26 protein-coding genes are annotated in these 26,607 nt (G+C 41.6%); 12 read left to right on the forward strand and 14 right to left on the reverse strand.

What is annotated here, in order from left to right; genetic code table 11:
- Nucleotides 1-6: 6 nt before the first annotated feature.
- Genes OKW21_RS16755 through OKW21_RS16765 form a run of 3 tightly spaced genes read right to left on the reverse strand, consistent with a single transcriptional unit; the run spans nucleotide 7 to nucleotide 3,654 of the window.
- Complete coding sequence (locus OKW21_RS16755) at nucleotides 7-1,047, reverse strand: glutathione synthetase (protein WP_277481220.1); 1,041 nt, start codon at nucleotides 1,045-1,047, stop codon at nucleotides 7-9.
- Nucleotides 1,025-2,869 carry a peptidase MATCAP family protein gene (locus OKW21_RS16760; protein WP_277481222.1) on the reverse strand — a complete coding sequence of 615 codons (1,845 nt, stop codon included), beginning with the start codon at nucleotides 2,867-2,869 and terminating at the stop codon, nucleotides 1,025-1,027. Before OKW21_RS16760 ends, OKW21_RS16755 begins: the two co-directional genes overlap by 23 nt.
- Nucleotides 2,866-3,654 (reverse strand): N-formylglutamate amidohydrolase, encoded by a 789-nt coding sequence (locus OKW21_RS16765; protein WP_277481225.1) that lies wholly within the window; start codon nucleotides 3,652-3,654, stop codon nucleotides 2,866-2,868. Before OKW21_RS16765 ends, OKW21_RS16760 begins: the two co-directional genes overlap by 4 nt.
- Before the next feature lie 309 nt (nucleotides 3,655-3,963).
- Here OKW21_RS16765 and OKW21_RS16770 point away from each other — a divergent pair, with 309 nt between their 5' ends.
- A complete protein-coding gene (locus OKW21_RS16770; RefSeq protein ID WP_277481228.1) occupies nucleotides 3,964-4,359 on the forward strand; it encodes a hypothetical protein in 396 nt (131 codons plus the stop codon).
- 6 nt (nucleotides 4,360-4,365) lie between these two features.
- Here the strand turns inward: OKW21_RS16770 and OKW21_RS16775 are convergent, their stop codons facing one another.
- The 9 genes from OKW21_RS16775 to OKW21_RS16815 all read right to left on the reverse strand — a co-directional run bounded on the left by OKW21_RS16775 (nucleotide 4,366) and on the right by OKW21_RS16815 (nucleotide 12,355).
- Nucleotides 4,366-4,506, reverse strand: coding sequence for a hypothetical protein (locus tag OKW21_RS16775; protein WP_277481229.1), 141 nt, complete (start codon nucleotides 4,504-4,506; stop codon nucleotides 4,366-4,368).
- A gap of 176 nt (nucleotides 4,507-4,682) precedes the next feature.
- On the reverse strand, nucleotides 4,683-5,642 hold the full coding sequence (locus tag OKW21_RS16780) for an amidohydrolase family protein (RefSeq protein ID WP_277481232.1): 960 nt from the start codon (nucleotides 5,640-5,642) through the stop codon (nucleotides 4,683-4,685).
- A 237-nt stretch (nucleotides 5,643-5,879) separates the two neighbouring features.
- On the reverse strand, nucleotides 5,880-6,449 hold the full coding sequence (locus OKW21_RS16785) for a class I SAM-dependent methyltransferase (RefSeq protein WP_277481237.1): 570 nt from the start codon (nucleotides 6,447-6,449) through the stop codon (nucleotides 5,880-5,882).
- A 192-nt stretch (nucleotides 6,450-6,641) separates the two neighbouring features.
- Nucleotides 6,642-7,541, reverse strand: a complete 900-nt coding sequence (locus tag OKW21_RS16790; protein ID WP_277481241.1) for a bile acid:sodium symporter family protein — start codon at nucleotides 7,539-7,541, stop codon at nucleotides 6,642-6,644.
- Nucleotides 7,542-7,553: 12 nt separating this feature from the next.
- The gene (locus OKW21_RS16795; RefSeq protein ID WP_277481245.1) at nucleotides 7,554-8,189 is read right to left on the reverse strand and encodes a class I SAM-dependent methyltransferase; all 636 of its coding nucleotides are present in this window, start codon (nucleotides 8,187-8,189) and stop codon (nucleotides 7,554-7,556) included.
- Between the two features lie 215 nt (nucleotides 8,190-8,404).
- The gene (locus tag OKW21_RS16800) at nucleotides 8,405-9,043 is read right to left on the reverse strand and encodes a class I SAM-dependent methyltransferase (protein ID WP_277481246.1); all 639 of its coding nucleotides are present in this window, start codon (nucleotides 9,041-9,043) and stop codon (nucleotides 8,405-8,407) included.
- 756 nt (nucleotides 9,044-9,799) lie between these two features.
- Complete coding sequence (locus tag OKW21_RS16805) at nucleotides 9,800-10,333, reverse strand: type II toxin-antitoxin system PemK/MazF family toxin (protein WP_277481247.1); 534 nt, start codon at nucleotides 10,331-10,333, stop codon at nucleotides 9,800-9,802.
- A gap of 319 nt (nucleotides 10,334-10,652) precedes the next feature.
- Complete coding sequence (locus OKW21_RS16810) at nucleotides 10,653-11,378, reverse strand: sialate O-acetylesterase (RefSeq protein ID WP_277481249.1); 726 nt, start codon at nucleotides 11,376-11,378, stop codon at nucleotides 10,653-10,655.
- 107 nt (nucleotides 11,379-11,485) lie between these two features.
- Nucleotides 11,486-12,355 carry a substrate-binding domain-containing protein gene (locus OKW21_RS16815; RefSeq protein ID WP_277481251.1) on the reverse strand — a complete coding sequence of 290 codons (870 nt, stop codon included), beginning with the start codon at nucleotides 12,353-12,355 and terminating at the stop codon, nucleotides 11,486-11,488.
- A gap of 46 nt (nucleotides 12,356-12,401) precedes the next feature.
- Between OKW21_RS16815 and modA the strand changes: the two genes are divergently transcribed.
- The 5 genes from modA (at nucleotide 12,402) to OKW21_RS16840 (ending at nucleotide 16,457) form a co-directional block, all read left to right on the forward strand.
- On the forward strand, nucleotides 12,402-13,430 hold the full coding sequence (gene modA, locus OKW21_RS16820; protein WP_277481253.1) for a molybdate ABC transporter substrate-binding protein: 1,029 nt from the start codon (nucleotides 12,402-12,404) through the stop codon (nucleotides 13,428-13,430).
- An 87-nt stretch (nucleotides 13,431-13,517) separates the two neighbouring features.
- A complete protein-coding gene (gene modB / locus OKW21_RS16825; protein WP_277481255.1) occupies nucleotides 13,518-14,192 on the forward strand; it encodes a molybdate ABC transporter permease subunit in 675 nt (224 codons plus the stop codon).
- On the forward strand, nucleotides 14,189-15,043 hold the full coding sequence (locus OKW21_RS16830) for an ATP-binding cassette domain-containing protein (protein ID WP_277481257.1): 855 nt from the start codon (nucleotides 14,189-14,191) through the stop codon (nucleotides 15,041-15,043). Before modB ends, OKW21_RS16830 begins: the two co-directional genes overlap by 4 nt.
- A 37-nt stretch (nucleotides 15,044-15,080) precedes the next feature.
- Nucleotides 15,081-15,350, forward strand: a complete 270-nt coding sequence (locus OKW21_RS16835; RefSeq protein WP_277481260.1) for a DUF4212 domain-containing protein — start codon at nucleotides 15,081-15,083, stop codon at nucleotides 15,348-15,350.
- A 129-nt stretch (nucleotides 15,351-15,479) separates the two neighbouring features.
- Nucleotides 15,480-16,457 (forward strand): histidine kinase dimerization/phosphoacceptor domain -containing protein, encoded by a 978-nt coding sequence (locus OKW21_RS16840; RefSeq protein WP_277481263.1) that lies wholly within the window; start codon nucleotides 15,480-15,482, stop codon nucleotides 16,455-16,457.
- On the opposite strand, the gene OKW21_RS16845 is transcribed toward OKW21_RS16840, so the two are convergent.
- The gene (locus tag OKW21_RS16845) at nucleotides 16,452-16,811 is read right to left on the reverse strand and encodes a hypothetical protein (protein ID WP_277481266.1); all 360 of its coding nucleotides are present in this window, start codon (nucleotides 16,809-16,811) and stop codon (nucleotides 16,452-16,454) included. The genes OKW21_RS16840 and OKW21_RS16845 overlap by 6 nt on opposite strands.
- Before the next feature lie 347 nt (nucleotides 16,812-17,158).
- Here OKW21_RS16845 and OKW21_RS16850 point away from each other — a divergent pair, with 347 nt between their 5' ends.
- The gene (locus OKW21_RS16850; RefSeq protein WP_277481273.1) at nucleotides 17,159-17,374 is read left to right on the forward strand and encodes a hypothetical protein; all 216 of its coding nucleotides are present in this window, start codon (nucleotides 17,159-17,161) and stop codon (nucleotides 17,372-17,374) included.
- Nucleotides 17,375-17,522: 148 nt separating this feature from the next.
- Nucleotides 17,523-18,836, forward strand: coding sequence for a Gfo/Idh/MocA family protein (locus OKW21_RS16855; protein WP_277481277.1), 1,314 nt, complete (start codon nucleotides 17,523-17,525; stop codon nucleotides 18,834-18,836).
- Nucleotides 18,837-18,900: 64 nt separating this feature from the next.
- Here the strand turns inward: OKW21_RS16855 and OKW21_RS16860 are convergent, their stop codons facing one another.
- Complete coding sequence (locus tag OKW21_RS16860) at nucleotides 18,901-19,671, reverse strand: carboxypeptidase-like regulatory domain-containing protein (RefSeq protein ID WP_277481279.1); 771 nt, start codon at nucleotides 19,669-19,671, stop codon at nucleotides 18,901-18,903.
- A 478-nt stretch (nucleotides 19,672-20,149) separates the two neighbouring features.
- On the opposite strand from OKW21_RS16860, the gene dnaK reads away from it, so the two are divergent.
- The 4 genes from dnaK (at nucleotide 20,150) to OKW21_RS16880 (ending at nucleotide 26,595) form a co-directional block, all read left to right on the forward strand.
- Nucleotides 20,150-22,087: a molecular chaperone DnaK gene (dnaK, locus tag OKW21_RS16865; protein WP_277481281.1), complete on the forward strand. Its 1,938-nt coding sequence runs from the start codon at nucleotides 20,150-20,152 to the stop codon at nucleotides 22,085-22,087.
- Nucleotides 22,088-22,226: 139 nt separating this feature from the next.
- The gene (locus OKW21_RS16870) at nucleotides 22,227-22,760 is read left to right on the forward strand and encodes an NUDIX hydrolase (RefSeq protein WP_277481284.1); all 534 of its coding nucleotides are present in this window, start codon (nucleotides 22,227-22,229) and stop codon (nucleotides 22,758-22,760) included.
- Between the two features lie 769 nt (nucleotides 22,761-23,529).
- Complete coding sequence (locus tag OKW21_RS16875) at nucleotides 23,530-25,713, forward strand: ATP-binding protein (protein ID WP_277481286.1); 2,184 nt, start codon at nucleotides 23,530-23,532, stop codon at nucleotides 25,711-25,713.
- 153 nt (nucleotides 25,714-25,866) lie between these two features.
- On the forward strand, nucleotides 25,867-26,595 hold the full coding sequence (locus tag OKW21_RS16880) for a hypothetical protein (protein ID WP_277481288.1): 729 nt from the start codon (nucleotides 25,867-25,869) through the stop codon (nucleotides 26,593-26,595).
- Nucleotides 26,596-26,607: the final 12 nt, after the last annotated feature.

The following is a 26,607-nucleotide window of genomic DNA, read 5'->3' on the forward strand; positions in this document are numbered from 1 at the left end:
TTTTATTTACAGTGTATTGACCGTCTTATTGTCAATAGCTCCATCATAGGTATTACGGTAATACACTTTTTTCTCTATCGCCCTGATGATCTTACTGCCGTAATCAACTTCATACATCTGCGACATCAGATTGAGTCCTCCCGGACTGAATACATTTACTTCCATCAGCTTATCTCCTACGATGTCTACACCTACCAGAAACATTCCGTCCTGTACCAGTTTCGGACGCAGTACCTCTACCAATTGTAACATTTCTTCAGTGACTTCTGCTTTTTTGGGTTGTCCACCCGCATGAATGTTACTTCTAATCTCATCGGCATGATTTACCCTTCGCAAGCCTGCGTATTTGCCATTACACTGCAAGGGTTTACCGTTCATCAGGAACAGGCGGGTATCACCTTCCTTGGCTTTGGGCAAATACTCCTGGGCAATGATATAACCATCTCTGCTTATGGCTTCGATGATCTGGTTAAGATTACTCTTTGACTTACTGTCAACCATAAATACATTGGCTCCTCCCGAACCCTGCAAAGGTTTAAGTATCATCTTTTCCTTCTCATCTTTAAAAAATGCGTGTATTTCTTTGGGATCACGGGTAATAATGGTCCTGGGACGCAGAATTTCAGGAAAGTGCTGAAAGTACATCTTATTGATGGCATCCGACAAACTTCCGGGATGGTTCAAAACGATCACATTATCTTTCAGCGCAATCTGCGCAAAGATGTAGGGTGCGTTCTGTGCCCAGTTTCTTTCGTTCATATCATCGGCCGGATTATTTCTCAGAAATATTACATCCAGATCTACTGAACTGATATGGGTGGTTTCTGCATTCCGCAAATCTTTAAGAAAAGTAGAGGATGATTTGTATTTATGTTCTTTTACCGACTTGGCACGGGCTACCATATGTCCGTCTGAGGTATACCCCAGGTCACCTACGCCAATGATAAATACTTCATGGCCCATTTTATACGCTGAAAGAGCAAGGTATATCGTAGTATACCCTTCCTTTTCTGTTTCTATACTATTAATGACGAATGCTATCTTCATGATTTATGAGTTTAGTAATTGAGATCCCCCGGCGAACTTCCTCTAGCCTGCTTTTGGCCTGTTCGCTATTGATATAAGGCGGTAGAAAGGGAGTTTTTACTACCCGCCGGTGTATTAATTCTTTGACAAAGGGCACATGAGCAAGGGCAAATTTACCGGCATAAAGCGGTTCTACTTCCCCCCCTTTTTTCATGTACTCCATTAATTTTACCAGACCTTTAAGATAAGCCGCATCTTTGGTGAGGCCTCCGCCTCTGTGTACCCTGGTACTGATGTTGAATGCGCTTTTTTCCGCAAAACCGTAATCTTGATTTAGCATGCGGTAAGTCTCTATAAAGTCTGCACCATCACAAACCGACTCTACAGCCAACACTCGGATGGCCAATATTCTTAAGCGGGCTGCGGTAAGTCCGCCCACTAAATATTCTGCCAATACCGCCAGCCCTTCCTGCAGAGGGTCATAGCCTGCCATGCCGGCATAAAACAACTTGAATGGCTGATGCTTACCGTTTCCGTAGGTAAGTATGTGCGTACCTACCTCATGTTGAAGCAGTGCCTCTGCCCTCGCTCCTTCTAAGGAAAAATCCTCTCCGATCAGAAGCCTGCTTTTAGAAACCATAATGCCATTGATATCTTTTCTGATCTCTACGCCCAGCTCCACATCAGGAAAATGTGGGCGATACTGACCCAACTCATTGAGGGCTAACTGTTTAAATTCTTCAGCCTGCATCCGCTCCCTCTCCTCACTCTCTTCCGCTGAAACTTCTTCTAATAGCTCTTTTGCTATTTGAATAATGTCTTTTTCTACTTCACCATACAAGCTATTGCTCAGGTGCAGAAAGTTCTTGCTTTCTCTTTCTTCCAGCATCAGCAGTTGTTTTTCCAGCTCCATCCTTTTGTCACGAAAGAGGAAAGCCAGCGTAGGATCTTCAATATTTTCCAATTGTAAATTGAACAGTCGGCGCTTCTCTTCTTCGGGGTCCAGCGAGATCAGGCGGTAGTTAAATTCGGGAAGCCTACTGTAATGATGTTTTCTAAAGTTCTCAAACTCCACCGATTGGTTGACCGGGCTTACCCGCAGCAGAAAACTCATCTTCTCACTCACTTCCGCCAGCTGACGATCAGCCGAGCGAATCATCTGCGTCAATTGTGTCTTACCCAGGGTAAGGTAGTGACCAAACTGATTGGAAGTCTGTACCCTGATAAACTCAAAGGCCGCTTTTTTCAGCACCTGAGAGATTTTGCGCCTTACTTTACGGTACAGTAATGCATAGAGGTTCCCTTTTTCATCCTGATAGATCAGTGGGATTTCTATGCCTACCTGCAACGTACCTACTTCTTTCGCTCTCTCTAGTGAAAGCAAAGGCGTCAATCCGGGAGGGTGACGTTGCACAGTGTTCAGTACCTGTACTTTTAGCGGGTTGTATACTGCTTCTATGTCTTCAAATCCTTCTTTCAGGGCTTTGATGGTAGCGGGCGAACGATCTTCAGGAGCATATATCTTAAAAGTTTCAATTCCATTTTCTGGAGCCATCCACAGTTCAATGATCATAAAAGCATGGAATGCATGTGAAGCTGTAGCCGCAATGCAGAAAAGCAGTTCATCAATTTCCAGATCCTGACGTGCGACAAGGTAGGCCCCCTGCGTCTTCAGCAAACCAGACAGATAAGTATCTTCCTTATCGGCATAGCGATATACGCAGAGGTAAGGAAGCGGCTTGTCAATAAAGAGCTTACCTCCCTCCGGTAAGCGTCGGTTCACACTCTTGCCATTCGAGAGCGAGCGACACACGTAATTAATGAATGTTTTTTCCAGACTCATGCTTTCACTTTGAAGATCTCTTCAGCCGCTTCACGTACCGGCAGCATAGAAGAAATAAATAACTCTCTAAGGTGTTTAAGCTGATCCTGATTGGCTTCTCCAGTCCACTCGTTCATAAAAAACTTCTTCACTTCTACAGGCAGCACACACACCCTGTCTCCATAGTGATCGTTGATCCACTTACTGAAATAACCTCCCTTAAATTTCACATTCTCCCGCACGTCCAGATGCCTCCCTTCAAAATTATATTCCCTGAAGCTTTGTATCAGCGTATCCACCACAGCAGCCCATTGCTTGCGGTTCATGTTCTGCGTGCCGATGTTGATTTCCGGATTCTCCTCAGGACTGGCGTAACGGTCTACACCTTCCCGACGAAAGTTGTAAGAATGAAAATCATACACGACCAGCCAGGGATGCTTCAGTAGCAGTTGATCCAGATGATCGGCGAGCTGCCGGTAAAAATTATCGTAAACATTCAGGGATTTTTCTATCAGCTCGGCAGGGACGTCTTCTTTCCATACCTGTAAACCCCAGCTATCTTTAGGTTTTGAGTACACTGCCTTTTCCCTTGGCCGATTGACATCTACCTCAAAGCGGGAGTTGTGTACTTTTATCGTATTGTCGGATATATGTAGCCACTCCGTCGTGAAGGGGTCTTCTTCTCTCAGACGCTCTGTCTCATTCAGGTTCAGGTAAGGCAGAAGTTCAGGCCTGATCTGATGCCCATTGTGTATGGCCGCCGTCACGATGGGGCTATCTCCAGTATTGATTTCTATGTGTACCATAACCGTAGAAGTACAATTTGGAAACCATTCTTATCCGGATAGAATCAATTGAGTAAGTGGCAACCCCTTATCAATCGCATAAAAAAGGCTTTTTTTATAGAAATAATGGCCGTCTAAATTTTCTGTCTATAAAAAATTCATCCTTATGAATGGCTATCAGTTGAGGTCAGAAAATGTGGACTTCTACCTCATAGTAGTGGCGATTTGGCTACAAAAGTTGCTCAACACACGCATGCATTTCATTTGTTTTGCACAGGATAAGGCTCATTCTTTTTTATTATATTGTTGGTTCAACTACCGGATCAAAACATGAAAATAAATGTTCAGACTGTGCTCATTCTTTTTTTCAGTCTTGGCAGTGCTATGATGAGTACACAGTTTCCGGTGGATCAACAGTTCTCCAGCATGATCGCTCTAGCCATGTTCTTTACTTTCTTTTGTGGCCTTGTTACCATTTATGGACACATGAGCGCAGTAGAAAAGAAGAGCAGTACCATTAAGCAGAGCCGAAAAGTCCTGACAATGCTGAACTTTGCCTGCCTCCTCATCATCTGTAGTACACTAGGCTGGATCATCGGAGGCGTAGTAGTGTATAGCCAGACCAACTTCTTCGCTTTCTCCATCATGCTATATTTTCTCGGCCTTCGTTTAGGTGCTTATCTGCAATTTCATTTATTAAGTTTGGACAATCTACTGCTTAAATGACGGTACTCAGGCTTCCGGATAGCTGCCCCCCAATGTCCCTTCCATAACTACCGCAATGGTTTGCCCCAAAGATTGTCTGTTAATTTGTTCTCGCCTTTCAAATGTCAATGAAGGATATGGTTGTCTATTGAATAAAACGCTTTTCATATACTCTTACATCACTTAAAGGCTCATGAATATTTTAAGCAGTGTATTCAATGAGCTGCTTTCCGCTACCAAATACTCTCTCCTTTGGTTCTTACTGTATACCCTCAGTTTTGACTTGATAATTATTTGTGAACAATTTTCAAAAAGCTAAGCTCCTATCTACATGATAGCGATTGTTAGGGGCTTTTGTGTTTTGCTATTTCTTCTTCACTAAGCCCGAGAAACTTTGCGGCATTATTATAGAAAATATCCTCCTTCTGCTCAAGTGTGAGAAACTCAACATTATTGATTGATGCTATGCCATCGCTTATTACCTGAGGCCAGACCATCTGGTCACTTCCAAACATGATCCGCTCTCCAAATCCCGCATTAATCAGAGATTTTAGAAAGGCATTGAGTTCCGCTTGGGGTAAAATCCAATTGAGAACAGCAATGTCAATATATAAGTTAGGATGCGCATACATCAAAGCTTTCACATCGTCCACATATGGCCAGCCAGCATGCATAATATAGATTCTCAAATTCGGATACTTCACCAATACATCTTCCAGTTGTAATGGGCTGGCATTGTATGCACGCATGCCCCCCAGCATTTCAGGCATGCGGTGAAACCCATAATTTGGACCACCCGGAAAAATGTGAAATCCAACAGGAATGTCCAGATCTTGCGCCAATTCATAGTATGGCAGCTGAGAAGAATCGTTTGCTAATATCCCCGCATAAAAAGGAGCCATTTCTGCAATAGCTTGAAGAGCTCCTTCCTGATGCTGCTCTCTTAATGCATCTACTTCCCTGCCTGCCCCACCGATTAGTATAACTTCAGAACTATCTTCGTCCCATAGCTGACCATTAGTGACTACAGCTTTTACAATATTGTGTGTAATGAATTTCTCCAGAGTCTTTTCTTTTTGTTCTATGGCAGAATTCACACCTTCATAGGTCTTAGCTCGTAAAGTGGGTGGATGGGTCATTCCAAACATAGGATGTCCTTCATCAAAGGCATGAATGTGCATGTCTATGATCGGACCACTGTATTTTTCGGTTGCCTGAGTTTTCAGGTCATCATGTTCTGCCGTTTGGGTACACCCGCCTGCTACAGCCAGAAAGACTAAGTATTTGAATAAATAATTTTTCATAATGTTGGGGATGGCCCATGCGTTTTGATTCAATGCGTTCAATGCATTTTTATCCTTTGTTAGAGGAAGTTTAATGTTCTTAAGGTGGGGCTGGCTTCATTAAGTTAGTATTAAATTTCAGATGCTATGAAAAACTTTCAGCTTAGTTTGTGGATTGAAATTAAAAATTGACCATGCCAGCCATAATCATGATTGCCCTATTTTAGCTGCTCCATTGTATACCGGATCATGAAATCCTCATTTTTTCTTTCCGATTAATAACAGAGAATCTCCATACTCAAATTCTTTATATTCTTTAAGCAGTAAGATTTCAAAATAGTCCTCAAACAAAAGTCTTAGACTTTCATCGGTCTGGTAATTAACATATAATCCTTTGAATACTTCATCTCCTTCCCCCTTCCAAAATGAATGGCAGATGATTCCATTAAAATTCAATATATCAACTTGCCTTAGAATGGATTTTCTTAATTCTTCGTTGGTCAAATGCTGAAGGACTTTATTTGAGTACATCCCATCAAATTTCTTGTCAGTTTCTAATGTTATTGCATCTAAATGTAAAAATTCATCTTTTGTGTTATGATTAACGAGTCGACTTAGAAATTCTGTGGAATAATCAGAACCGACAACACGATAATTTTTCTTCAATATTTGAAAGTCAGTTCCAGGCCCGGAACCAATCTCAAGCAACAATGAATTTGAAGGCAAGTAAATATTCAATTTACGAATCAATTCACTTCCATCAACATCATTAGCTAATCTGATATATTCTTCAACAGATGCTTTGGTCTTATAATAATTGTTATCCATGTCTTTTAGATTCTAAGTTGTCATATTCTGTTAAAGGCATTACAATGATCTCGTTTAAGCTTCTTGCAGGTTGGGGAGAGTTTAACTGTCCGCCTGCTACAAGTGTATTGAAAGAAAAGTGCTCAATTTTAGTGCTTCAGATTACATTATGCTTATATTTTTACGGTTGGTGCTCTCGCTTATATCCAACCACTAATTAATTCTGATATGGCTCCATCCTAGGGCAAGGCCGGATCCCAGTAACAAATGCACAATACCCCATAATATGGCTACTGCGACTATGCCTCCGAGAGAAGGGAAGAATGTGATGCCAAGGCCAATAGCGAGTGCTACGTTCTGGAATGCAACCTCTATCGCCACTGCTCTACGTTCCGCTGCCAATAGTCCCACCACCCATCCAATTCCCCATCCCAAGCCGACTGCAAATACGAAAGTGAAAAGTACAGGAAATAAAGCAACTTGAGCTAACAGGGCAAGTGATTTAAAGTTGCTTCCGATTAACATGGCAACAATCACGAAAAATACGATCCCCGCGATGAGACGCACCATGCCACGAATGTGATTGGCAGTGTGGGGACGATTGGCACGGAGAAGCATACCGGCAGTGACAGGGACTACCAGCATGATGAGTAAGCTGATAATTACCTGCTGTGGATCCATACTGATGTTCTGAAGTACCTCAAGTGTGGAAGTGTTCATGGATGCCCAAAAAGTGAATAATACCGGTGTAAGTACGATACTGAAAAGCGTAGAGACTGTTGTCATGCTAATGGAGGTTGCCACATCCCCTTTTGCTACACCGGTAAGATAATTGGATAGCGCTCCCCCCGGACAACAAGTAACCAGCAGAAGTCCCAGTGCGATACTCGCTGCATCGCTTAGGTACAGGCCTGCCAGGAAGGCAATGGCAGGCAGTATTCCAAACTGAGCAAGAAGTCCGATTATTGGGGCTTTCGGATTCTTTAAGACGCTCATAACCTTTGCCCAGGTCAAGTCCAGAGATACGGCGAAGACCAGGAAACCTACCATGATGCCGACAATTAATCCGATTCGGGGATCGAAGTTAAAAGGGATTTGATTGATGTCATCCATTAGTCGTCCCTTTTAGTTGACAGCCGGTTTCTCTCCCAGCATACAATGAGCACCAAATCGTACTTCATCATTGTGTTCGGTTCTACAATTGACAAAGCCCGCCTCGCGGAATGCTTTCTCCAGATCTCTCAGTTCATGGAGATAAAAGCCTTCTGTTCCTACCGGTTTGAATTTTATAAAATTGGCCCGGACTGGAAAAGTTACGGCAGCAAGTCCATTGGATTTGAGAACACGATACATTTCTTTAAACACGGCACCAGGATCTTTAATCACATATGCCGTGGCAACCGTACAAGCTTTGTCAAAGACACCCGCTTCAAGAGGCAGTGCATTACCTGCGGCTTTGTGAAGTTTCACCTTGCCCTCCGAGATAGCCCTGGCATTTTTCTTAGATGCCATTTCAATGGCGGTGTCTGATATTTCGACTCCCGTAACGGAGCCCCTGGCTGCTCGTTGTAAGAGTAATTTAATGTTAGCACCGTTACCGAAACCTATCTCGAGGATATCATCATTCGGTTGTATATCCATGAGTTTCACCGTCCACCGAGCATGCGCAATGGTCATTCTCGTCATCCACGCAAACAAAATCTTGCCGAATAGCCCCCTCGGATACTGCATCTGCTTTCCGATCACGTTTATAAGTTTCATGATTTCAGGAGTTGATGTATTACTAAAATACAAAATTTTAAACTTTCTTAATTGAGGTCTTTTTTTTATAGCTGCCCTACATCAGCCAGTGGTATGAAAGTTTGGGAAGAGCGGGGAGCCTTTGTATCTACCCTTTCAGGATGTTGATGCGTGCCAGGGGCGCAAATAAGCACTTTATCTCAAATATTTGATGACCGCATATCAGCCGCTGGCAATTAGGATTTACTCTCTTTTCTACAAATTATCTGAATAAATCTTTGTGCCGGTTTGTTACCAACCTTTATGGCAGGTTCACGAATCTCCTCCGTATTTATCAATCCAAAATTTCCAAATTCTTTCTTTACTGCATCCGAATCATAAAAAAACAAGTGTATTCCATGTTTGGTCTTAAATGTATCTTCGCCAACTTTTTCTCCATCTCCATAACGAATATCCAATTTTGAAATCGCTACAAAGACCAGATATCCATTTGGATTTAGTTGGTTGTAACAATCCTGAATCAGTTTTTCTCGCTCAGACTTATTCAATAAATGAATCAAAGCGTAGCAATAAATTCCGTCATATGATTCCCGGTCAAAAGGCATGTTATGGACTGAACCATGATGAACTTTCAGCCTATTGCCATAATGCTTTTTAGCTAATTCAATCGCTGTTTCTGATATCTCAATTCCGGTGACATCAAATCCCTGATCTATAAATATTTTGGCATTTCTCCCGTAACCAAATCCAGGGATCAATATTTTATTCAATCCTTTTTTTTTGAACAGATTTAAGGTGGAAATGGCAGAATCAGCAGGTTCATAACCCCACATTTCTTTTTTATCCTTAAAGCTTTCTTCCCAAAATTCTGACATCTTTTACTTTTTTATTCAGTATCTCCCGGCCGTTTCTCCCGCTTATGGCCAAGGTCGGCGCTCAGGGAAATTTGAGTGCCGCATTCTATTAGTAAGATTTAAATAGAAAATTTAATAACACTATCAACAGGCAGAAATAGTTAAACTGCCAGAATTAACTACTACGATGGAGCATGCGATAAAGCGTAATGTGGTAATAATATCAACTCGTTGTTTATGTGTCGTTATTAGGAATCAGAAATTAGTTACATCTATCTGTGTAGTTGATATGCATGCTGTATTTTAAATATGCTTACTCGGATTAAGAAAACGAGCAAAAAAGACTATTCCCAATAGAACAATTAGTAATCCGAAAAAGCCATAGATTGATACGGAAACCCAAAACAATAATGGTTCTGACGCCTTCTGGATAAGTCCAACTCTTTGCTCGGTTTCACCCTCCTTAATGGCCAAAAGAACTTTTTCATAGATTAAGTAACTGCCAAATATTACTAAGGACATGCTAATCGCAAAGCTAAGTATTCGGGAAAATATAGTTTTAACTAATTTCATGACTAGGCGAGTTTGCGCCTTGGATTCTTACAAGTAACGTATCTGGTAGCATCATAAAACCCCGCATAACGATGAAGTTCAGGTGACACGGAGGCGTTGGCGCTGTTTTCTTACGGTGCTTTATATACCTGTTTGTTTGAAACAATGTTTCTTTTTTGCTCACTTACCAGCCGTGGTGCTTGCTCGGTGTCAGGAGCTTGTGTTTTACTTTATATCTAAATTAAATAATTGTGTCAGTTTCTTATCTAAATCTTCTATTTGGTTGGAGGTGATATTTCCTAATTTACCTATCACTAAAGATTTATCATTGGTAGCTATTTTACTAGTTCTTACTAAGGAGGCCTTTTTAAGGCCATTTGTTGGGTCAGGCTGCAAGAGAAAATCTGTGGGTTCTTGCCAGTGTAATTGAGTGGAAATAAAACTTACCGTTACATCCAAACTACCTGCAATTGAGATCAGAGCAGGACGTTTTTTCCTACCTGAAAGATCAGTAAATGAATTGGAATGAGAACGATGCCCCCTTTCACCATCAGTACTTTTCTTTTGGTCATTCTCATCATACAAATCTTCATCATCATGCAGAAAAGTAAAACTATCAGACTCGCTGACTAAAGTTTCTATGCCACTCTGAAGAAGCTGTTCTTCATGTTTTTTAAGTACATAGTCTGCAAAATCAGCTATTTCATGAATTCTATCTTCAGGTAGTTTTTCTAGTGTCTCAAGGGTTCTATTGATCAATCCTTGCTAATTCATTGCTTTATACTCTTTTTCTCAATATACGGATTTTCTCTCTTTTCTTTATATAGTCCATAACAGACAAATGCAGCGGGCGGCTCTGCTGGCAGCCTGAACGATGTTGGGCACTGTACTCACTTTATCTCTATTTCTTCAAACTCCAAAATATCATCACAGTTATTAAAGAGTCATTTTTGTCAATTTTCACTGATAGAATGCCATTGTCGCAATAGAATTGCTGCCTTCTTTCAGTAAGAAGTTGAGGTGACAAAACTACGGTTGAAATACAGCACGTGGGCAGAAGACAGGAGGAAACAGATAACTATTCCATCTCCCTTTCCTGATTTCTGATAAGTTCAATGGATTTGTCGGCAAAGCGTTTACCCATTTCCACATAGCCACTGGCCGACATATGCAGATCATCTTTGATCTCCTCTCCTCTCCTATTCACTCCATCATTCAGATCATCGGTATTGATCCAGCCAAAACGAGGATTAGACTCTGCCACTTTTACCTGTATCTCCCTCATCAAAGGCCATTGCGGATAGTTTTTGTCTTCAAGATCATGGTCACTCAGCCTTCCGATAACAAAGTTGATGTCTGTTCTATCCAGATCGTCACTAAGCTGTTGATAAATACCCATCAGGCTCTCTTCGTACACTTCAGCCAGTTGCTCTTTGGCATCACGCTCTCCCTGCATCCAGATGAATGTTACTGAGGCTAGTTCCTCATTTTCTATGTTTGCATTGACCTTGTTGATCAGTGAATCGTAGAGATCGGGCTGCGCCTGAGGTTCATCACCTTCAGGTGGCATCCAGTTTTTATACCAACGCCTGACCGGCTGTCCTCCGTAAGCGCTTTTCACTACGATCACCTTGTCGCTGCCAAATTCGGATTCAACTGTGGGTGTGAAAGATTCCTGAGGCCTTAGTCCCCCCATATTAGATTGACCGGAGAGAATAAAGAGATGCTTACCTTCCTGCGCTAAGGCAGTAGGTAAATTAATGAACAAGGAACCGCAAAGGGCAATTATGAATAATACTTTCATGAAAAGTGAAGTAGTGTGTTTTGATAGTTAAAGTTATAATCCGATATAATAAAGCGTTACTTGCATCTACATGATCAGGAGCAATGTACACTAAAGTTTTGAGCTTTTCATTCCTGCCTGCTTATTGCGATCTCATCCACCGGCAGTGGATGCCCAATGGCTCCTAATGCTGTTAAGGTTTGCATTACTTGGGTCAGCATCGCGGTATCTACTGATACTTCCCCGCTCCATTCTGTTTTGCTGAGCCATGCAGCGGCATCTTCTTCCGGCAGCGCAAAGCGGCTACTGATCAGTTCCAAAGCATCCGGTCTTTGCTTAATGTTAGCAGCATACTCGTTTATCACTTTGAGCATCTTTTGAACGGCTTCCCCTTTACTTTCCAGCACTTTGTTGCGAACTGCCACCACAAAGCAGGGCCAGGGGGTATCTATTTCTCCCACCCTTCTGAACTCTCCTCTGTCTACCAGGGGCTTGGTCATAAACTTCTCCCACATAAAAGCATCAGCTTCTTCCTCCGCCAGCGCTTTGCGCGCACCCTCTATCCCTCCTACTTCTACGAAAGGAATTCCAGCGCTATCCCATCCCTTTTGCTGTGCCAGCACAAAAGCCATGAGGTGAGAACCCGATGTAGGACGGCTGATGGCAAAGCGTCTTCCTCGCACATCCTCAACCTTTTGGAAGTCCTTATGCGCTGCCACATGTATACCCCATGTAAGAGGCGAAGTTACAAATACCCGCGCTATACGAGCTGCCGTACCTTTGATAATGCTAGTCACCACACCTTCGGTGAGGGCAATGGCCACATCTGCCTCTTCATTTTGTAAAGACTGCATCATGGCTCCGGTACCTCCGGGAGCATCCTGCCACTGCAGATCAATCCCTGCACGGGCAAAAGCCCCTTCTTCTATCGCCAGATACCAGGGTAAGTTGAAATGTTCGGGAACACCGGTTACTTTGATTGTTATAGGATTAGACATATGGTCTACTTGTTAAAAATAAATGCAATACTAACTTTAGCAGAATATGATTCAAAGTAGAGAATACAAGTCATCCCTGAAATATTTTGTTCAGAATTTGTTGAAAAGGAATAAAGGCTCTAGACAAAAGCGAAAATCAAATTTACCTCTTCGCTTTTTAAACGAGATAAATGATGGTTTTCAAGAGAGAAGTCATTTCGCAGTGAAACGGAAATATCCTTATTATGCGCCCAATGAATGTGGACATACAAACGGGCAAAAATATTTTCGGCATGACAAAAGAAGCACGCCCAGCCATGGATATTGGCTCGGGTTTATCCTGCTTATTGCATTTACAGCCGGACTTTTCCCTTTACCCATCCAGGCTCAGGATAGTGATCATACACTGAAAGTGGCAGTAGCTGCCAATCTGCTTCTTCCCATGCAGGAAGTCAAAAAGCTGTATGAAGAAAAGTACAGCGGAGAGCTGATTCTGATTCCCGGCTCATCGGGTAAGCTGACGGCTCAGATCATCAACGGCGCACCTTATGACATTTTCCTGGCGGCCGATATGAAATATCCCCAGCAGGTTTTTAATGAGGGGCGGGCAGTGAGCAGACCGGAAGCGCTAACCCGTGGCAGGCTGGTATTCTGGAGTAAAACCAGAACTGAAGCGCCTTTGGAAGAATGGCTACAGAAAAACAGCGACATCAAATCTATCGCCATCGCCCAGCCGGAACTGGCCCCATACGGCCAAAGGGCCAAAGACTGGCTCAGTGAAAAAGGGATCTATGAAAAGGTGCTGCCCAGAGTTATCTTTGGAGAAAGTATCGGGCAGGTAAACCAATACATACGTTCGGGAACCGTAGAAGCTGCTTTTACTGCTATCTCTGCCATGCAGGCTGAGGTGATGAAAGACATAGGTTACTGGCAACCCCTCACCGTAAATAGCGGAGAGGCCAGCCAGCTGGATCATGGATTCGTTCTACTGGAAAATGCGGTAGCCCCGGAGCTTGCCATCAATCAGTTTGTAGAATTTGTAAAATCTCCGATAGCAGCGCAGGTTTTTCAGAAATTTGGGTATGAGACCTATTAATTATACAAAAACATGAATACAGATGAGAAAAAGCTGGTAAATGACCAATAAGCTTTTAGGTTTGTAGATCAACTGCTTGTGCATCATATGTCAGAGTTTCTTCAACCTTTGGTACTGAGCTTACAACTTGCCATGGCAACTACGGTCCTGCTGTTTATTATCGCTATTCCATTGGTATATGCTATTTACTTCCACAGTGGCTCCGCCAAGCCTCTGTTCAAAGCAGTAGTAAGCATGCCCCTGGTACTTCCTCCAACCGTATTAGGCTATTATCTGCTTATTTTTATGCGTCCCGACGGATGGCTGGGGCAATTAAGCCAGCAGCTATTTGATCTCAGGCTGGTATTTAGCTTTCCCGGCCTGGTCATAGGCTCGCTGATTTTTAGCCTGCCATTTATGGTCAACCCAATTTTATCAGCGATTGAAAACCTCCCTTTTTCTTACAAAGAGGCAGCATATACTTTGGGGAAATCACGCTGGAATACACTTTGGCATGTCCTTCTTCCCAATGTGCGGTCCTCCGTACTCGTAGGTCTGGTGATGACCTTTGCCCACACCATTGGGGAGTTTGGCGTGATACTGATGATAGGAGGTAATATTCCTGGCGAGACCAGGGTAGCATCCATAGCTATTTATAATGAAGTGGAGATGTTGAACTTTGACAATGCAGATATGTACGCCGGAATACTACTGGCTTTTTCCTTCTTTGTACTTATCAGTGTATACATCTACCAAAACCGTAGCCCACAGGGAGTGATATGATCAAGGTATCTCTCCATAAATCTCTGATAGGTAGTGAAGGCAGCATAGCGCTGGATATTAGTTTTGGTATGCCTCTACATAGCATATGGGCCCTTATGGGGCCTTCCGGCGCCGGTAAAACCAGTATACTCAAGATGCTGGCCGGCCTTATGAAGCCCGACCGGGGTCAGATGTATGTAGACGAGCAATGCTGGTATGATAGCGAAAAAAAAATCTGGAGGAAGCCTCAGCAACGAAGTATCGGTTTTGTTTTTCAGGATTATGCCCTCTTCCCCAATATGAACGTACGTCAGAATCTGGAATACGCTCTCCCCTCATCATCCTCATCTCAGCTGATTGATGATGTAATGACTTTGATGCATATGGAAAAGCTGCAAACGCAGAAGCCTGCCAACCTATCAGGAGGGCAGCGACAAAGAGTGGCACTGGCACGCGCCATCATTCGTCAACCTAAATTGTTATTGCTGGATGAGCCTTTTGCCGCTCTGGACCGGAACATGCGCGAAAAGCTTCAGCAGGATGTGCTTAGCTTGCATCACAGGTTTAATACTACTATTTTACTTGTCAGCCACGATGTCCTTGAAGTGGCAAGGATGGCCGATAAGGTACTGGAGATTCAGCAGGGAAAAATTATGTATGAAACAAATGCTACCGAAAGGCTTCCCATAATTGATCAGGCCTGCTTTGAGGGAGAGGTCATAGAAATTGATGAGGAAAGGCAGTACTTTATTTTGCTGGACAAAAGAGTAGCTGGGCTGCTACGCTTTACATTACCTCAACATCCACAATTCAAAATACATGACAGGGTAGTAGTAAAAGGGGATCAAATTAAAGTGCAAACTTTAGATTGAACAAAATTATCATATATTGCCAAGCAAAAAAGGAATCATGAAAAGGACTAAAATGCAGGATTACTGGCGCCATAACCTTAAATATCTGGCTATACTTTTGGCTATCTGGTTTATCAGCTCTTATGGCTTTGGTATACTCCTCGCCGATGAGCTTAATCAGATCAAAATGGGTGGATTTAAGCTAGGTTTCTGGTTTGCCCAACAAGGTTCTATTTATATTTTTGTGGTCATCATATTTATTTATGTCTGGCTCATGAATCGCCTTGACAAAAAGTATGAAGTTGATGAGGAGGAAAAACTATCTTGATCAATACTTAATCTGACTGCAGCACTTCTATCGGATTTTGCTGCCGCTTAGGAAGTTACAAATTTCTGTTATGCTTCCTATGCATAATTTATTCCTGATAGAACTACCGCTAAACTAGTAAATGTACTTATGAATGATTCCGCTTCTTCTGACTCCGTAGACTCCAGAATTAGCCGCTTTGAAAAGGAACTTTTCAAGCTGGACACTTCCCAGCTCTTAACTATGATGAAACAACATCTCAGTGATGGCTATTGCATTACTGATGATGAGGGTATTATTGTAGATGTAAACGACTCTTTTTGCAGTACTTTGGAATATCGTAAAGAAGAGTTGCTTACAAAAAACTTTGCAGAGCTCTTACCCCAGGGCATACGTCCTTATGCCCTGATGCTGCATCACGAATATATATCAGGACAGACAGAAGAGAATGCTGCTGAGTGGGCATACGAAAGTAAATCGGGTAAAAAAGTGCTGCTGCGCTCCTCTACTTCCAGGCTGGCGCTTTCTCCAGGTCATACCTATAAGTTAGAGATCTTACAGCTAACTACTCAAGCAGTTGCTGATGAGCAGGAAAGTATGAAGAAGATCATGCATCAGTTTAAAAATACCTTACAGGAAATTGGCGGGCTACTGCAACTGCAAGCAGTGCAGCTTGAAGGAGAAGCCAAACAGGCAGTTGTACAAGCTCAACGTAGAACATCAGCGATTGCCCTCGCCTTTGAGCTGTTGCATAAGAGTACATATAGTGAAGCGATCAATATTGGAGAATACCTCTCCCGCCTGACCGGGCAGTTTGGGCAAAACTGTCAATTACACTTACACCACCAGGATATCTACTGGCAGATAAACAAAGCTTATGCGTTTGGAATCATTATTACTGAAAGCTTAAACAGCTTGATTGCAGCCGGAAATACTGTAATGCTACATCTAACCGCTAGTCAGGACAAGAATATATACGTGTGTGACTTGCGACTTGAGTACGCTTTTAGCGGAAAATTTACAGACTTCAGCAGGCAGTTAATTAATGCTCTGGGGAGGCAACTACAGGCAAAAGTAAAAATCCTACCCGACAGCCATCAAATACTTGATGTACAGTGTCCTTTATGACGCCTCAGAAAGTTCCTCGTATTTACTTTTGACTTGAACAAGTAAGTTATCAAATGATTGTCCCAGTTCATGAATTAGTACCGCTTTCCTTTCCTTATCTATAGCGGCCCCACTGATCTGTGGCTTAACCTGTTCCAGAAACTGACAAAGCTCATTTGCTCTCAACATCTCCAGATGTGACATGACATTATGTAATGTTTTTCTGAAACTGTGTATATCCTGCTGCTCAATTGAGAGTACTAACTTATTTATTGCTTCTTCAAATTCTACACTTATAATCTGCAAAAAATACCTGTATTCGTCTCTGGACTCAAATACTTCTTCTACATACGAGTAATCTATGTTAATATTCATTTTACTCTATCTGCTAATAGTTTCTGATTCATTCCCTAACACTACAATTTGCTTACAATGGAAACATTAAAAAAAGATGAAAGGAGAAGTATATACCTTATGTTTGAATATTTATTAAATGTTAAAATAACGAGGGATTGATCAAATAAACCGTAAGTCGCAACTGACATATGCGTGCCATCATTTAAGCTAAAATGATATTTTAACAGTAAAAAATTGAACTATTAAAACTTGTTTTCTGGGTTTTTTAAACAATGCGAGATATATACGTTATAAACAGTGTACATTATGTAAATTTGTACTCAGCCTACACGTAACCGTAAAACAACACCAAAATTATATACTCCATGGAAGAAAGTAATATTAAAGGTGTAGTTGCCCAACTTAAAGAAGACATTGATCAGGTGTCTCGCCAAACCAAAGGATTAAAAAACGGAGAAAGATTCAGATCAGTAAAAAAGCTCAATGACCTTCGCACAATTCTGGATAAAATTACCGAGATCAATCAGTCGGTAGATCATCTGATAGATGAGCAGCATCAAAAAAGAAACGGTCACCACTAATATTTTCTCCTTTTACGCATCCCTGGTTTAAAAGCATGATAACCTCTCTATCAGGCTAAGGCTATTTCTACGTGTACTTACTTTCCTTATTACTATTTTAAAATTGTTGTATATTGATTGATCATAAATCAACAACCTAACTACAACAATGAAGAAATCTATTTCTAAACATCCTGATCCTGCAGGACGAAGAAAGTTTGTAAAAAGCTCAGTAGCGGCATTCGCTACCATTAGTATCGTGCCCCGACATGTGCTTGGCGGTACAGACCACATCGCGCCCAGCGATAAATTCAACCTTGCTTATATAGGTACGGGCAGACAGGGAAGAGGCACCCTTTTCAGAAGTTTTATCGAAATCCCTGAAGTTCAGATTGTAGCAGCTTGCGAGGTTGATCAAAAGAAACTCGCTGACTTTGAACAAATGGTATCTGACTATTATAGCGCTCAAAAAGAGCAAAATAGTTACCAGGGATTATCCACGTATGCTGATTTCCGAGAAATGTTAGGCAGTTCCGATGTAGATGGAGTGATAGTTGCTACCCCGGACCATTGGCACGCTTTGGCCTCAATCGCGGCTGCCAATGCAAAAAAACATGTTTACTGTGAGAAGCCTTTATCGCTTACGGTGGCCGAAGGAAGGGCAATGGTAGAGGCTGCCCGTAGAAACAATATCGTATTTCAGACCGGAAGTATGCAACGCTCCTGGGCTGACTTTCACCGGGCTGCTGAGCTGGTTATCAATGGTTATATCGGAGACATAGAAAAGGTAGTAGTAAGTGTGGGAGGTCCACCTGAGGAGTGTAATCAGCCCGATGAGCCTACTCCGAAATACCTGGACTGGGATATGTGGCTTGGTCCTGCCCCTCAAAGAGGCTACAGTTCTTTCTTCGCCCCTCCCATAGAGTGGGATGGGTGGCCCCGCTGGAGATATTGTAAGCATTATGGAGGGGGCATGATGACTGATTGGGGAGCACATATGTTTGACATAGCACAGTGGGCCCTGGGGATGGATAATTCAGGACCAGTAGAGATAATTCCTCCTGACGGTAAAGACACGAAAGTACTGACTTACAGATATGCAAATGGAATCCCGATGACTCGTGAAGATTTTGGTAAAGGTAATGCTGTGCGATTTATAGGTTCTGAAGGAACAATTGAAGTAAGCAGGAGCTTTCTGAATATGCCTGAGAATTTAAAACATCAGTCCATTGATCTGAACGACACGCATCTGTATCAAAGCCTCAACCATTACCGGGACTGGCTTAATTGTATCAAAACAGGAGAAAAACCGATATGTGATGTAGAAGTCGGGCACCGTACCGCTTCAGTATGCAACATTGGTAATATTGCTTATGAGCTTGGCCGACCATTACAGTGGGATCCTGAGAATGAGACGTTTAAAAACGATAAAGAAGCTGATAGTATGCTGTCACGCGATATGCGACAGCCCTGGAAGGTTTAAGATGGATTAATGTTAATATTATTACCTCAGGCCGTAAAAAAAATTACGGCCTGTTTTTTTACGTTTAATTTCGTGAATGTTCTAACTGATAATCCTTGTAACACTGATTGATCGCCAGTATCACTTCATACTCATTTGGTCTTTCAACAAACAGATCTTTCATCCGGCAATACATCATAAACTCATCCAGTTTTTCTTTATTCAGGCCCGTCACTTTTTCTACTAAATTACGGTTGTACTCCTGTGTAAGGGCATTAGATCGTTTGTCTGCGGCGATCTTCCTGCGTGCTTCTCTCTCGTATCTTGCTCTTTTATTTAACCTGCCCGCGATAAAAGAAACAGGATTGAGTGGAGAAGCTGTAACTTCTCTTCTGGGACCATAGTAGGAGCCGGGAATATGAATCTGCTCTTCTTCCTCATCTAACTCCATCTCCAGGATAGCTTTCTTAAAAGCATATTCATCTTTAAAGGCAAAGATGGTGACATTTTCAAGTGCATATTCCTGTTCACTGAGGCGTATTTTCAGGTCATAATTATCAGTAGTAGCTGTATCTCCAAAATAAAGGTGCTGGGGCTTATGTGCTACTGTAGAAAGGACAAGGGTATCCTGCTTCGGAAAAACGATATAAAAAAAACCTTCTTCATCGCTTACTACTCCTTTACCACGCTTGCCAATAGAGATTGTGGCATAGGGTACCACTTCATCTTGCTCATCAACTATAGTTCCGGAAAGGCGTATCTCCGACGTGCTCTCCTCACCTTGTACATCCTGCTGAGCGAGCAGCGTTCCTGGTACAATTAAGCATATAAGACACAAAAAAAATGTATTTCTCATTTCAATATCATCAAAATTAAAGCTACTGCCGAACTCAAGTGCATTTTTTCATTATCATCAGACCAACGATTATTCTGTAAAAATAATCCATTTTTTGGATAAACTAGCTGGCAAATCTCTAAAACCAGAGATTAGCTACTGATTTACTCTTTTCAGTAATACAAATATTGCAAGGAAAAGTCTGTCCTATGTCTAACGAACAATAGATTGGTAATTGCATACCAACCACTATTTCTCCATATCATGAATGAGCAATATAAATTTTTCAGCATTACTGCATACCCAACTTTATAAAGTATGCATTGACATTTTGTAAGCCGACGCTTTGACATGAGGGTATTTTGAAAGACACTTTATACGTATAGGAGAATAACTTTGCCCACAAATCTGCCAATCTGTCACGACTTCAGCTGTTGGCATAAGCATTGATCAAACAACAGTGAATTTGAATTTATTAAATCTGAATCAATAAGATATTATGGGAAAAGTTATAGGAATAGACTTAGGAACAACAAACTCCTGTGTCGCTGTAATGGAGGGTAACGAACCCGTTGTCATCCCCAACAGTGAAGGAGGAAGGACGACCCCATCTGTGGTCGCTTTTTTAGATAACGGAAATGGTGAACGTAAGGTAGGTAGTCCGGCCAAGCGTCAGGCAATTACCAATCCTCATCATACAATCAGTTCTGTTAAGCGATTTATGGGTAAGAAGCACTCTGAAGTAACAGAGGAAAGAAAAAATGTCTCTTACGAACTAGAAAAAGGAAGTAATGATACGGTTCGCGTAAAAATTGGCGACCGTCTATATACCCCTCAGGAAATCTCAGCGATGATTTTGCAAAAAATGAAATCTACTGCTGAAGATTACCTTGGCACTACCATCACTGATGCGGTAGTTACAGTACCTGCATATTTTAATGATGCTGAGCGCCAGGCTACTAAGGAAGCCGGACAGATTGCTGGCCTGAATGTCAAAAGAATTATCAACGAGCCTACTGCTGCAGCCCTTGCTTATGGCCTTGACAAGAAAAACAAGGACATGACCATTGCAGTGTATGACCTTGGAGGTGGTACTTTTGATATCTCTATTTTGGAATTAGGTGATGGTGTATTTGAAGTGAAGTCAACCAATGGTGATGTTCACCTCGGTGGTGATGATTTTGACGGAAAAATCATTGACTGGCTGGCGGAAGAATTTAAGAAAGATGAAGGCATTGATCTGAGAAAAGATCCCATGGCACTTCAGCGTCTGAAAGAAGCTGCTGAAAAAGCTAAAATTGAGCTATCTAGTGCTACCAGCACTGAAATCAACCTTCCTTACATCATGCCGGTTGATGGAATTCCCAAGCACTTGGTAAGGACACTGAGCCGTGCTAAATTTGAGCAATTAATTGATGACCTCGTACGTCGTAGCATGGAGCCTTGCAAAAAAGCCTTGGAGGATGCAGGCATGTCTACTTCTGAAATTAATGAAGTGATTCTGGTAGGTGGTTCTACACGCGTACCCAAAATACAGGAAGAAGTAGAGAAATTCTTTGGCAAAAAGCCTTCCAAAGGTGTTAATCCTGATGAGGTAGTAGCAGTAGGAGCTGCCATTCAGGGTGGTGTATTCTCTGGTGATGTTAAAGATGTATTACTCTTAGATGTTACTCCATTGTCACTGGGTATTGAGACTATGGGTGGCGTATCTACCAAGCTGATAGAATCTAACACTACGATTCCTACCAAGAAATCTGAAGTGTTCTCAACAGCTTCTGACAATCAGCCTTCAGTAGAGATCCATGTCCTGCAAGGTGAACGCCCCATGGCTAACCAAAACCGTACAATCGGTAGGTTCCACCTGGATGGCATACCACCTGCTCCTAGAGGGGTGCCGCAGATTGAGGTGACTTTTGATATTGATGCCAATGGTATCCTGAATGTGTCAGCTAAAGACAAAGGTACCGGCAAAGAGCAGAAGATTAGAATTGAAGCTTCTTCCGGACTTACCGAAGAGGAAATAGAAAATATGCGTAAGGAAGCAGAAGCTAATGCTGAAACTGATAAGCAGGAGAAAGAAAAAGTGGAGAAAATCAATTCCGCTGACTCATTGATCTTTCAAACTGAAAAGCAGTTAAAAGAATTTGGTGAAAAACTTTCTGAAGGCAACAAAAAGCCCATTGAAGAAGCGCTTGCTGAACTTAAAGAAGCACATGGCAAGCAGGACTTGGATGCTATTGATGCAGCCATGAACAAATTGAATTCTGCATGGCAAAACGCTTCTCAGGAAATGTACCAGGCAGCGGGTGCTGATCAGGCAGGTGCAGCCGGAGGCCCTGAAGGTGCTCAGCCCGGTGGTGAGGATGCCAACGCTGGTGCAGACGGCGATGTCTCAGATGTAGAATACGAAGAGGTAGACGACAAAGACAAGAAGTAATTTGTTAAGCCTCTAAGGCCCAAATAAATAAGCTGAGAGCTCCACTTGCGTGGAGCTCTTTTTATTCGATTATATTTTTCTTATACCCAAATCGAATATATCTTCAGAGTGAATACTTCATCTTATTACATTTGAGAAAGTGAATTATTGCAGTAATTGTGGCAGCGAACAAATTAATTTTGATATCCCTCATGGAGATAACAGAGCCCGTTATATCTGCCATCAATGTAATGCCATACACTACCAAAACCCCAAAATGGTAGTCGGTTGTCTACCCGTTTTTGAAGATAAAATTCTGATCTGCCGCCGTGCAATTGAGCCCTGCTATGGACTCTGGAATTTACCCGCCGGATATTTGGAGAACAATGAAACCGTAGAGGAAGGCGCAGCCCGCGAAACATGGGAAGAGGCCAGGGCAAATGTGAAAATCATAAAATTGCACTGCATTTATAACCTACCTCATATCAATCAGGTATATCTGCATTTTCTGGCTCACCTGAAAAATGACAGGATTGCCTGTGGAAGTGAAAGCCTGGAGGTAAAACTATTTGATGTTTATGATATCCCGTGGAAGCAGTTGGCATTCAGTTCAAGTAAGTTTGCTCTGGAAAAATACATTGAATTTAAGGAAAGTTATCAGGGCGTACATATGGGTACTTACCAGGCGGATTAAGAGCAATCTACTATGATAATTGTTTCATTTGCTTGTATTTTCGCTTGATTGATCTCTTATAAAAATAATAACATCTCCTTCCTCAATTTTTTTGTACCGGATAATCTACCCGTACATTCTGAGTAATTATATCTAGCCAAAACCCGGATTAGTATCAAATAAATAAGAAATTATATCATTTGGTACGCTTCCTTGACAATGTAACTTTTTACCTCAATACCACAGAAAAATAAGTAGCATGAGCCCTAGTTTTACCGTATACTATCAACGAAGAAGCAATACTACCTTACAGGTGGTTTAACAATATCTAAATTTTTATAAGGGCGACGTTAATTTGTTAAACCTTACTGCAAACTTAAAATAGCGCAATATAATATTGTTTAGGCAATAATTTTTTAACTGTATCAGATAGAAGGATTAGGAGTCATCGTAATTTTTTATAAGTATGATTTTAATGATTTTTGAAATGTACTTAGATAGTTGTTTTCCTTTAGGCGAAACGCTGCAGGAAACACTGAGTAGCAAACAAATTATACAAAGTGAGCTGAGTAATATTTCTCCTTTACTTGCTTTGTTAAGCAGCATTTTCCCAAAAATAGTCTTTGAATGGCTCTACCTTATCATACCAATGGGTTTTTTCTATTCTCTTAGGTGTGATAAAAAAACAAAAGAGCTACACTTGTTTTTTGTCATAACAATAGCGTACCTGACGCTTTTTGCATTTATAAAAGTAGCTGGTGCCCATACTTCATGGATTAGTTTTAACGCAATGAACAACCTTTGGCTCGTAGCTTCAGCCCTGCTGTTAGCAATAAGTATTAAGGTCATTCCTAAAATAATTCGGATATCTAAGTCAGCTGAGCTGGAAAGAATCAACAAGAGACTGACTGAGGAGATCCAGGAAAGAAAAAAGGCAGAGCAAAGTCTAAAAGAACATAAAGAAAATCTGGAATTGGTAGTAAAACAGCGAACTGTTGATCTGGAAAACACTGCCGAAAGGTTACAAAAAGAAATCAATGAACATAAAGAGGCTCAGGCACAGATTAGTCTACAAACTTCACTTTTAGAACAGGTTGATAGTGCCATCATCGCCACTGACCTGCAGTATAATATCATCTACTGGAATCAATGTGCTGAAAGCTTGTTTGGCTGGCAAAGCAGCAAAGTACTGGGTAAGCCTGCATTGGAAGTCATGATTCGTAAAGAACATAGAAAAGCAGGTAAGCGGTTTCTTGAAAAATTAGGCGATAGAAAAGCCTGGTCAGGAGATTTTACTATTCCTCATATTTCGGGGAGAAAAATTCCTGTGGAGTTGAATTGCTCAGCACTACTGGACGCTCAGGGCAGACAGATTGGTTTCACCTGTGTGGCGATAGATATCACTGATTATGTTCGCTCCGAGCGCAAATTATTGCGAGAAAAAGAGAAAGCAATCAAGCAAGCTCATGCCAAACAGGATTTTCTGGCTACTATGAGTCATGAGATTCGTACCCCGCTCAATGTGATTATCGGAATGACGCGTCTGTTGAACGATACTAAGCCGACTAAAAAACAGGAAGAATACTTAAATAGCTTAGAGCTTTCTGCCAATCATTTACTTACGATCATCAATGATATTCTTGATTTAGCCAAAATTGATGCAGGCAAAATCAAACTGGAGAATATTAGTTTTAACGTTCACCAGGTAATTGAAGGCGTAAAGCAATCATTTGCTGCCAGAGCAGCGGAAAAGGGCATTGATTTAAGAATAGATAATGAAAGTATCTTACCAGTTTACCTAAAAGGAGATCAGGTAAGGCTTACTCAAATTCTCAATAACTTAATTAGCAATGCGCTCAAATTTACCAATGAGGGTTTCATTACAATTAGAACGAGGGTTCTGGATAGCAGAAATGAAAAAGTAAGACTACTGTTTGAGGTAAGTGACAGTGGAATTGGTATAGCCGCAGACAAGCTTGAGCATATATTTGAGAATTTCACCCAGGCGCAGGAAGATACAACGCGTAAATACGGTGGAACAGGTTTGGGATTAACTATCTGTAAAAAATTAGTTCATCTCCAGAAAGGAAAAATCAGTGTAAAAAGTAAGGAAGGTATAGGCAGTACTTTCAGCTTTGAGCTAAATTATGAGCTTGACCAACAAAATGAGGCCATCATAGAAACTACACAAGAAATTCAGTACCCGTTACAGGAGGTGTGCCTATTGCTGGTTGAAGACAATCATGCCAATAGAATTGTAGCTTCCAACTTTTTAGGTAAAATGGGTGTAAAGGTAAGCTTTGCTGAAAACGGAGCTCAGGCATTACAAATGGTCCAAAAACAAAAGTTTGACATTGTTCTCATGGACTTACAAATGCCTGTCATGGATGGTTATGAAGCTACAAGAAAGATTAGAATGCTTGGCGAAGAGTATACAAAACTACCCATCATCGCACTGACTGCTGATGTGGTATCAGATGTACGTCAGAAGGTGAATGAATCAGGGATGAATGACTACCTCTCTAAGCCATTTAAGCCTGAGCATTTGAATTACACAATAGCCAAAAATTTAAATATCAAGTCTCAGCCAGCCACGGTTGAAGAAGAGAATGTCATGACACTCTGTCAGATATTGGATGAGTATAGCGATGATACTCAGTTTGTGGCTACGCTGCTTGAATCTTTAAAAAGTAGCTTTGAAAAGCTACCGCTTCAGATCAGAGAAACAGCCAGAGAGCGTGACATCTACTCATTACGTAGAATTATGCACAAGCTTCAGCCTTCAGTCAGAATGATGGAAGATCATGAACTTTTTCCAAAACTGGAAAGCTTAAAACATATGCTTACCAAGGATGATGTAAATGATACTGAAATCCGCCTGATACTGGAAGATATTCATCAAGCTACCAAAAACTCCGTAAGCTATCTGGATAAGCTACAAAGAAAAACCCATAGCCAGAGCGCTAAAGTTTGATGAAAAAGTAAAATGCTTGTTGCTTTCCTGCTAATTTTGTTAGTTGTATGACATATAAACACTAACATAACTATCGCCATGAAGCTACAAACGCTATCATTTTGTCTACTCTTCTCTCTTTACTTTTCATGTGGCTCACAAAACAGCGAGAACATGGCTGAGGTAAATGGTGCAGGTTTGGCAGAGACTAATCCTCCCGCTGAGGGATTTAATGTTAACACTTCAGATCCTGAAGCAATTGAGATCGCTGATAAAGTAATGGAAGCCATGGGGGGCCGGGCAGCCTGGGACAACACGCGTTATATCCGCTGGAACTTCTTTGGCCGCCGCTCATTAGTGTGGGATAAAAAAACCGGTGATGTTCGTATTGATGTGCCTGCTGACTCAGCCACTTACGTCATTAATGTTAACAATGATCAAGGCCAGGTAATGATTGGTGGAGAAGAAATTACCAATCCGGATTCACTGACGAAGTATGTGGAACAAGGTAAGAAAATATGGGTCAATGATAGCTACTGGCTGGTAATGCCCTACAAACTAAAAGACAGCGGCGTTACTTTAACCTATGTAGGAGAAGATAGCATGCAAACAGGCGATATGGCAGATGTGTTAGAGTTGCGCTTTGAAAACGTTGGTTTCACGCCACAGAATAAATATCAGGTATATGTTGATAAAAATGACGGGTTGGTGAAACAGTGGGCATACTATAGTGAAGCGTCTCTTGACTCACCTAACTTTGTTACATCCTGGGATGACTACAAGGACTATAATGGCATCAAACTTTCCAGCAGCAGAGGTGAAAGAGGCATGAGTGACATCGGTGTGTTTGATTCTATCCCTCATGAAAAAGTATTTACACTGAAGCCATACAGGTTCAACTAGGAAAAAAAACGC

This window comes from Catalinimonas alkaloidigena, from assembly GCF_029504655.1.
Lineage (GTDB): Bacteria > Bacteroidota > Bacteroidia > Cytophagales > Cyclobacteriaceae > Catalinimonas > Catalinimonas alkaloidigena.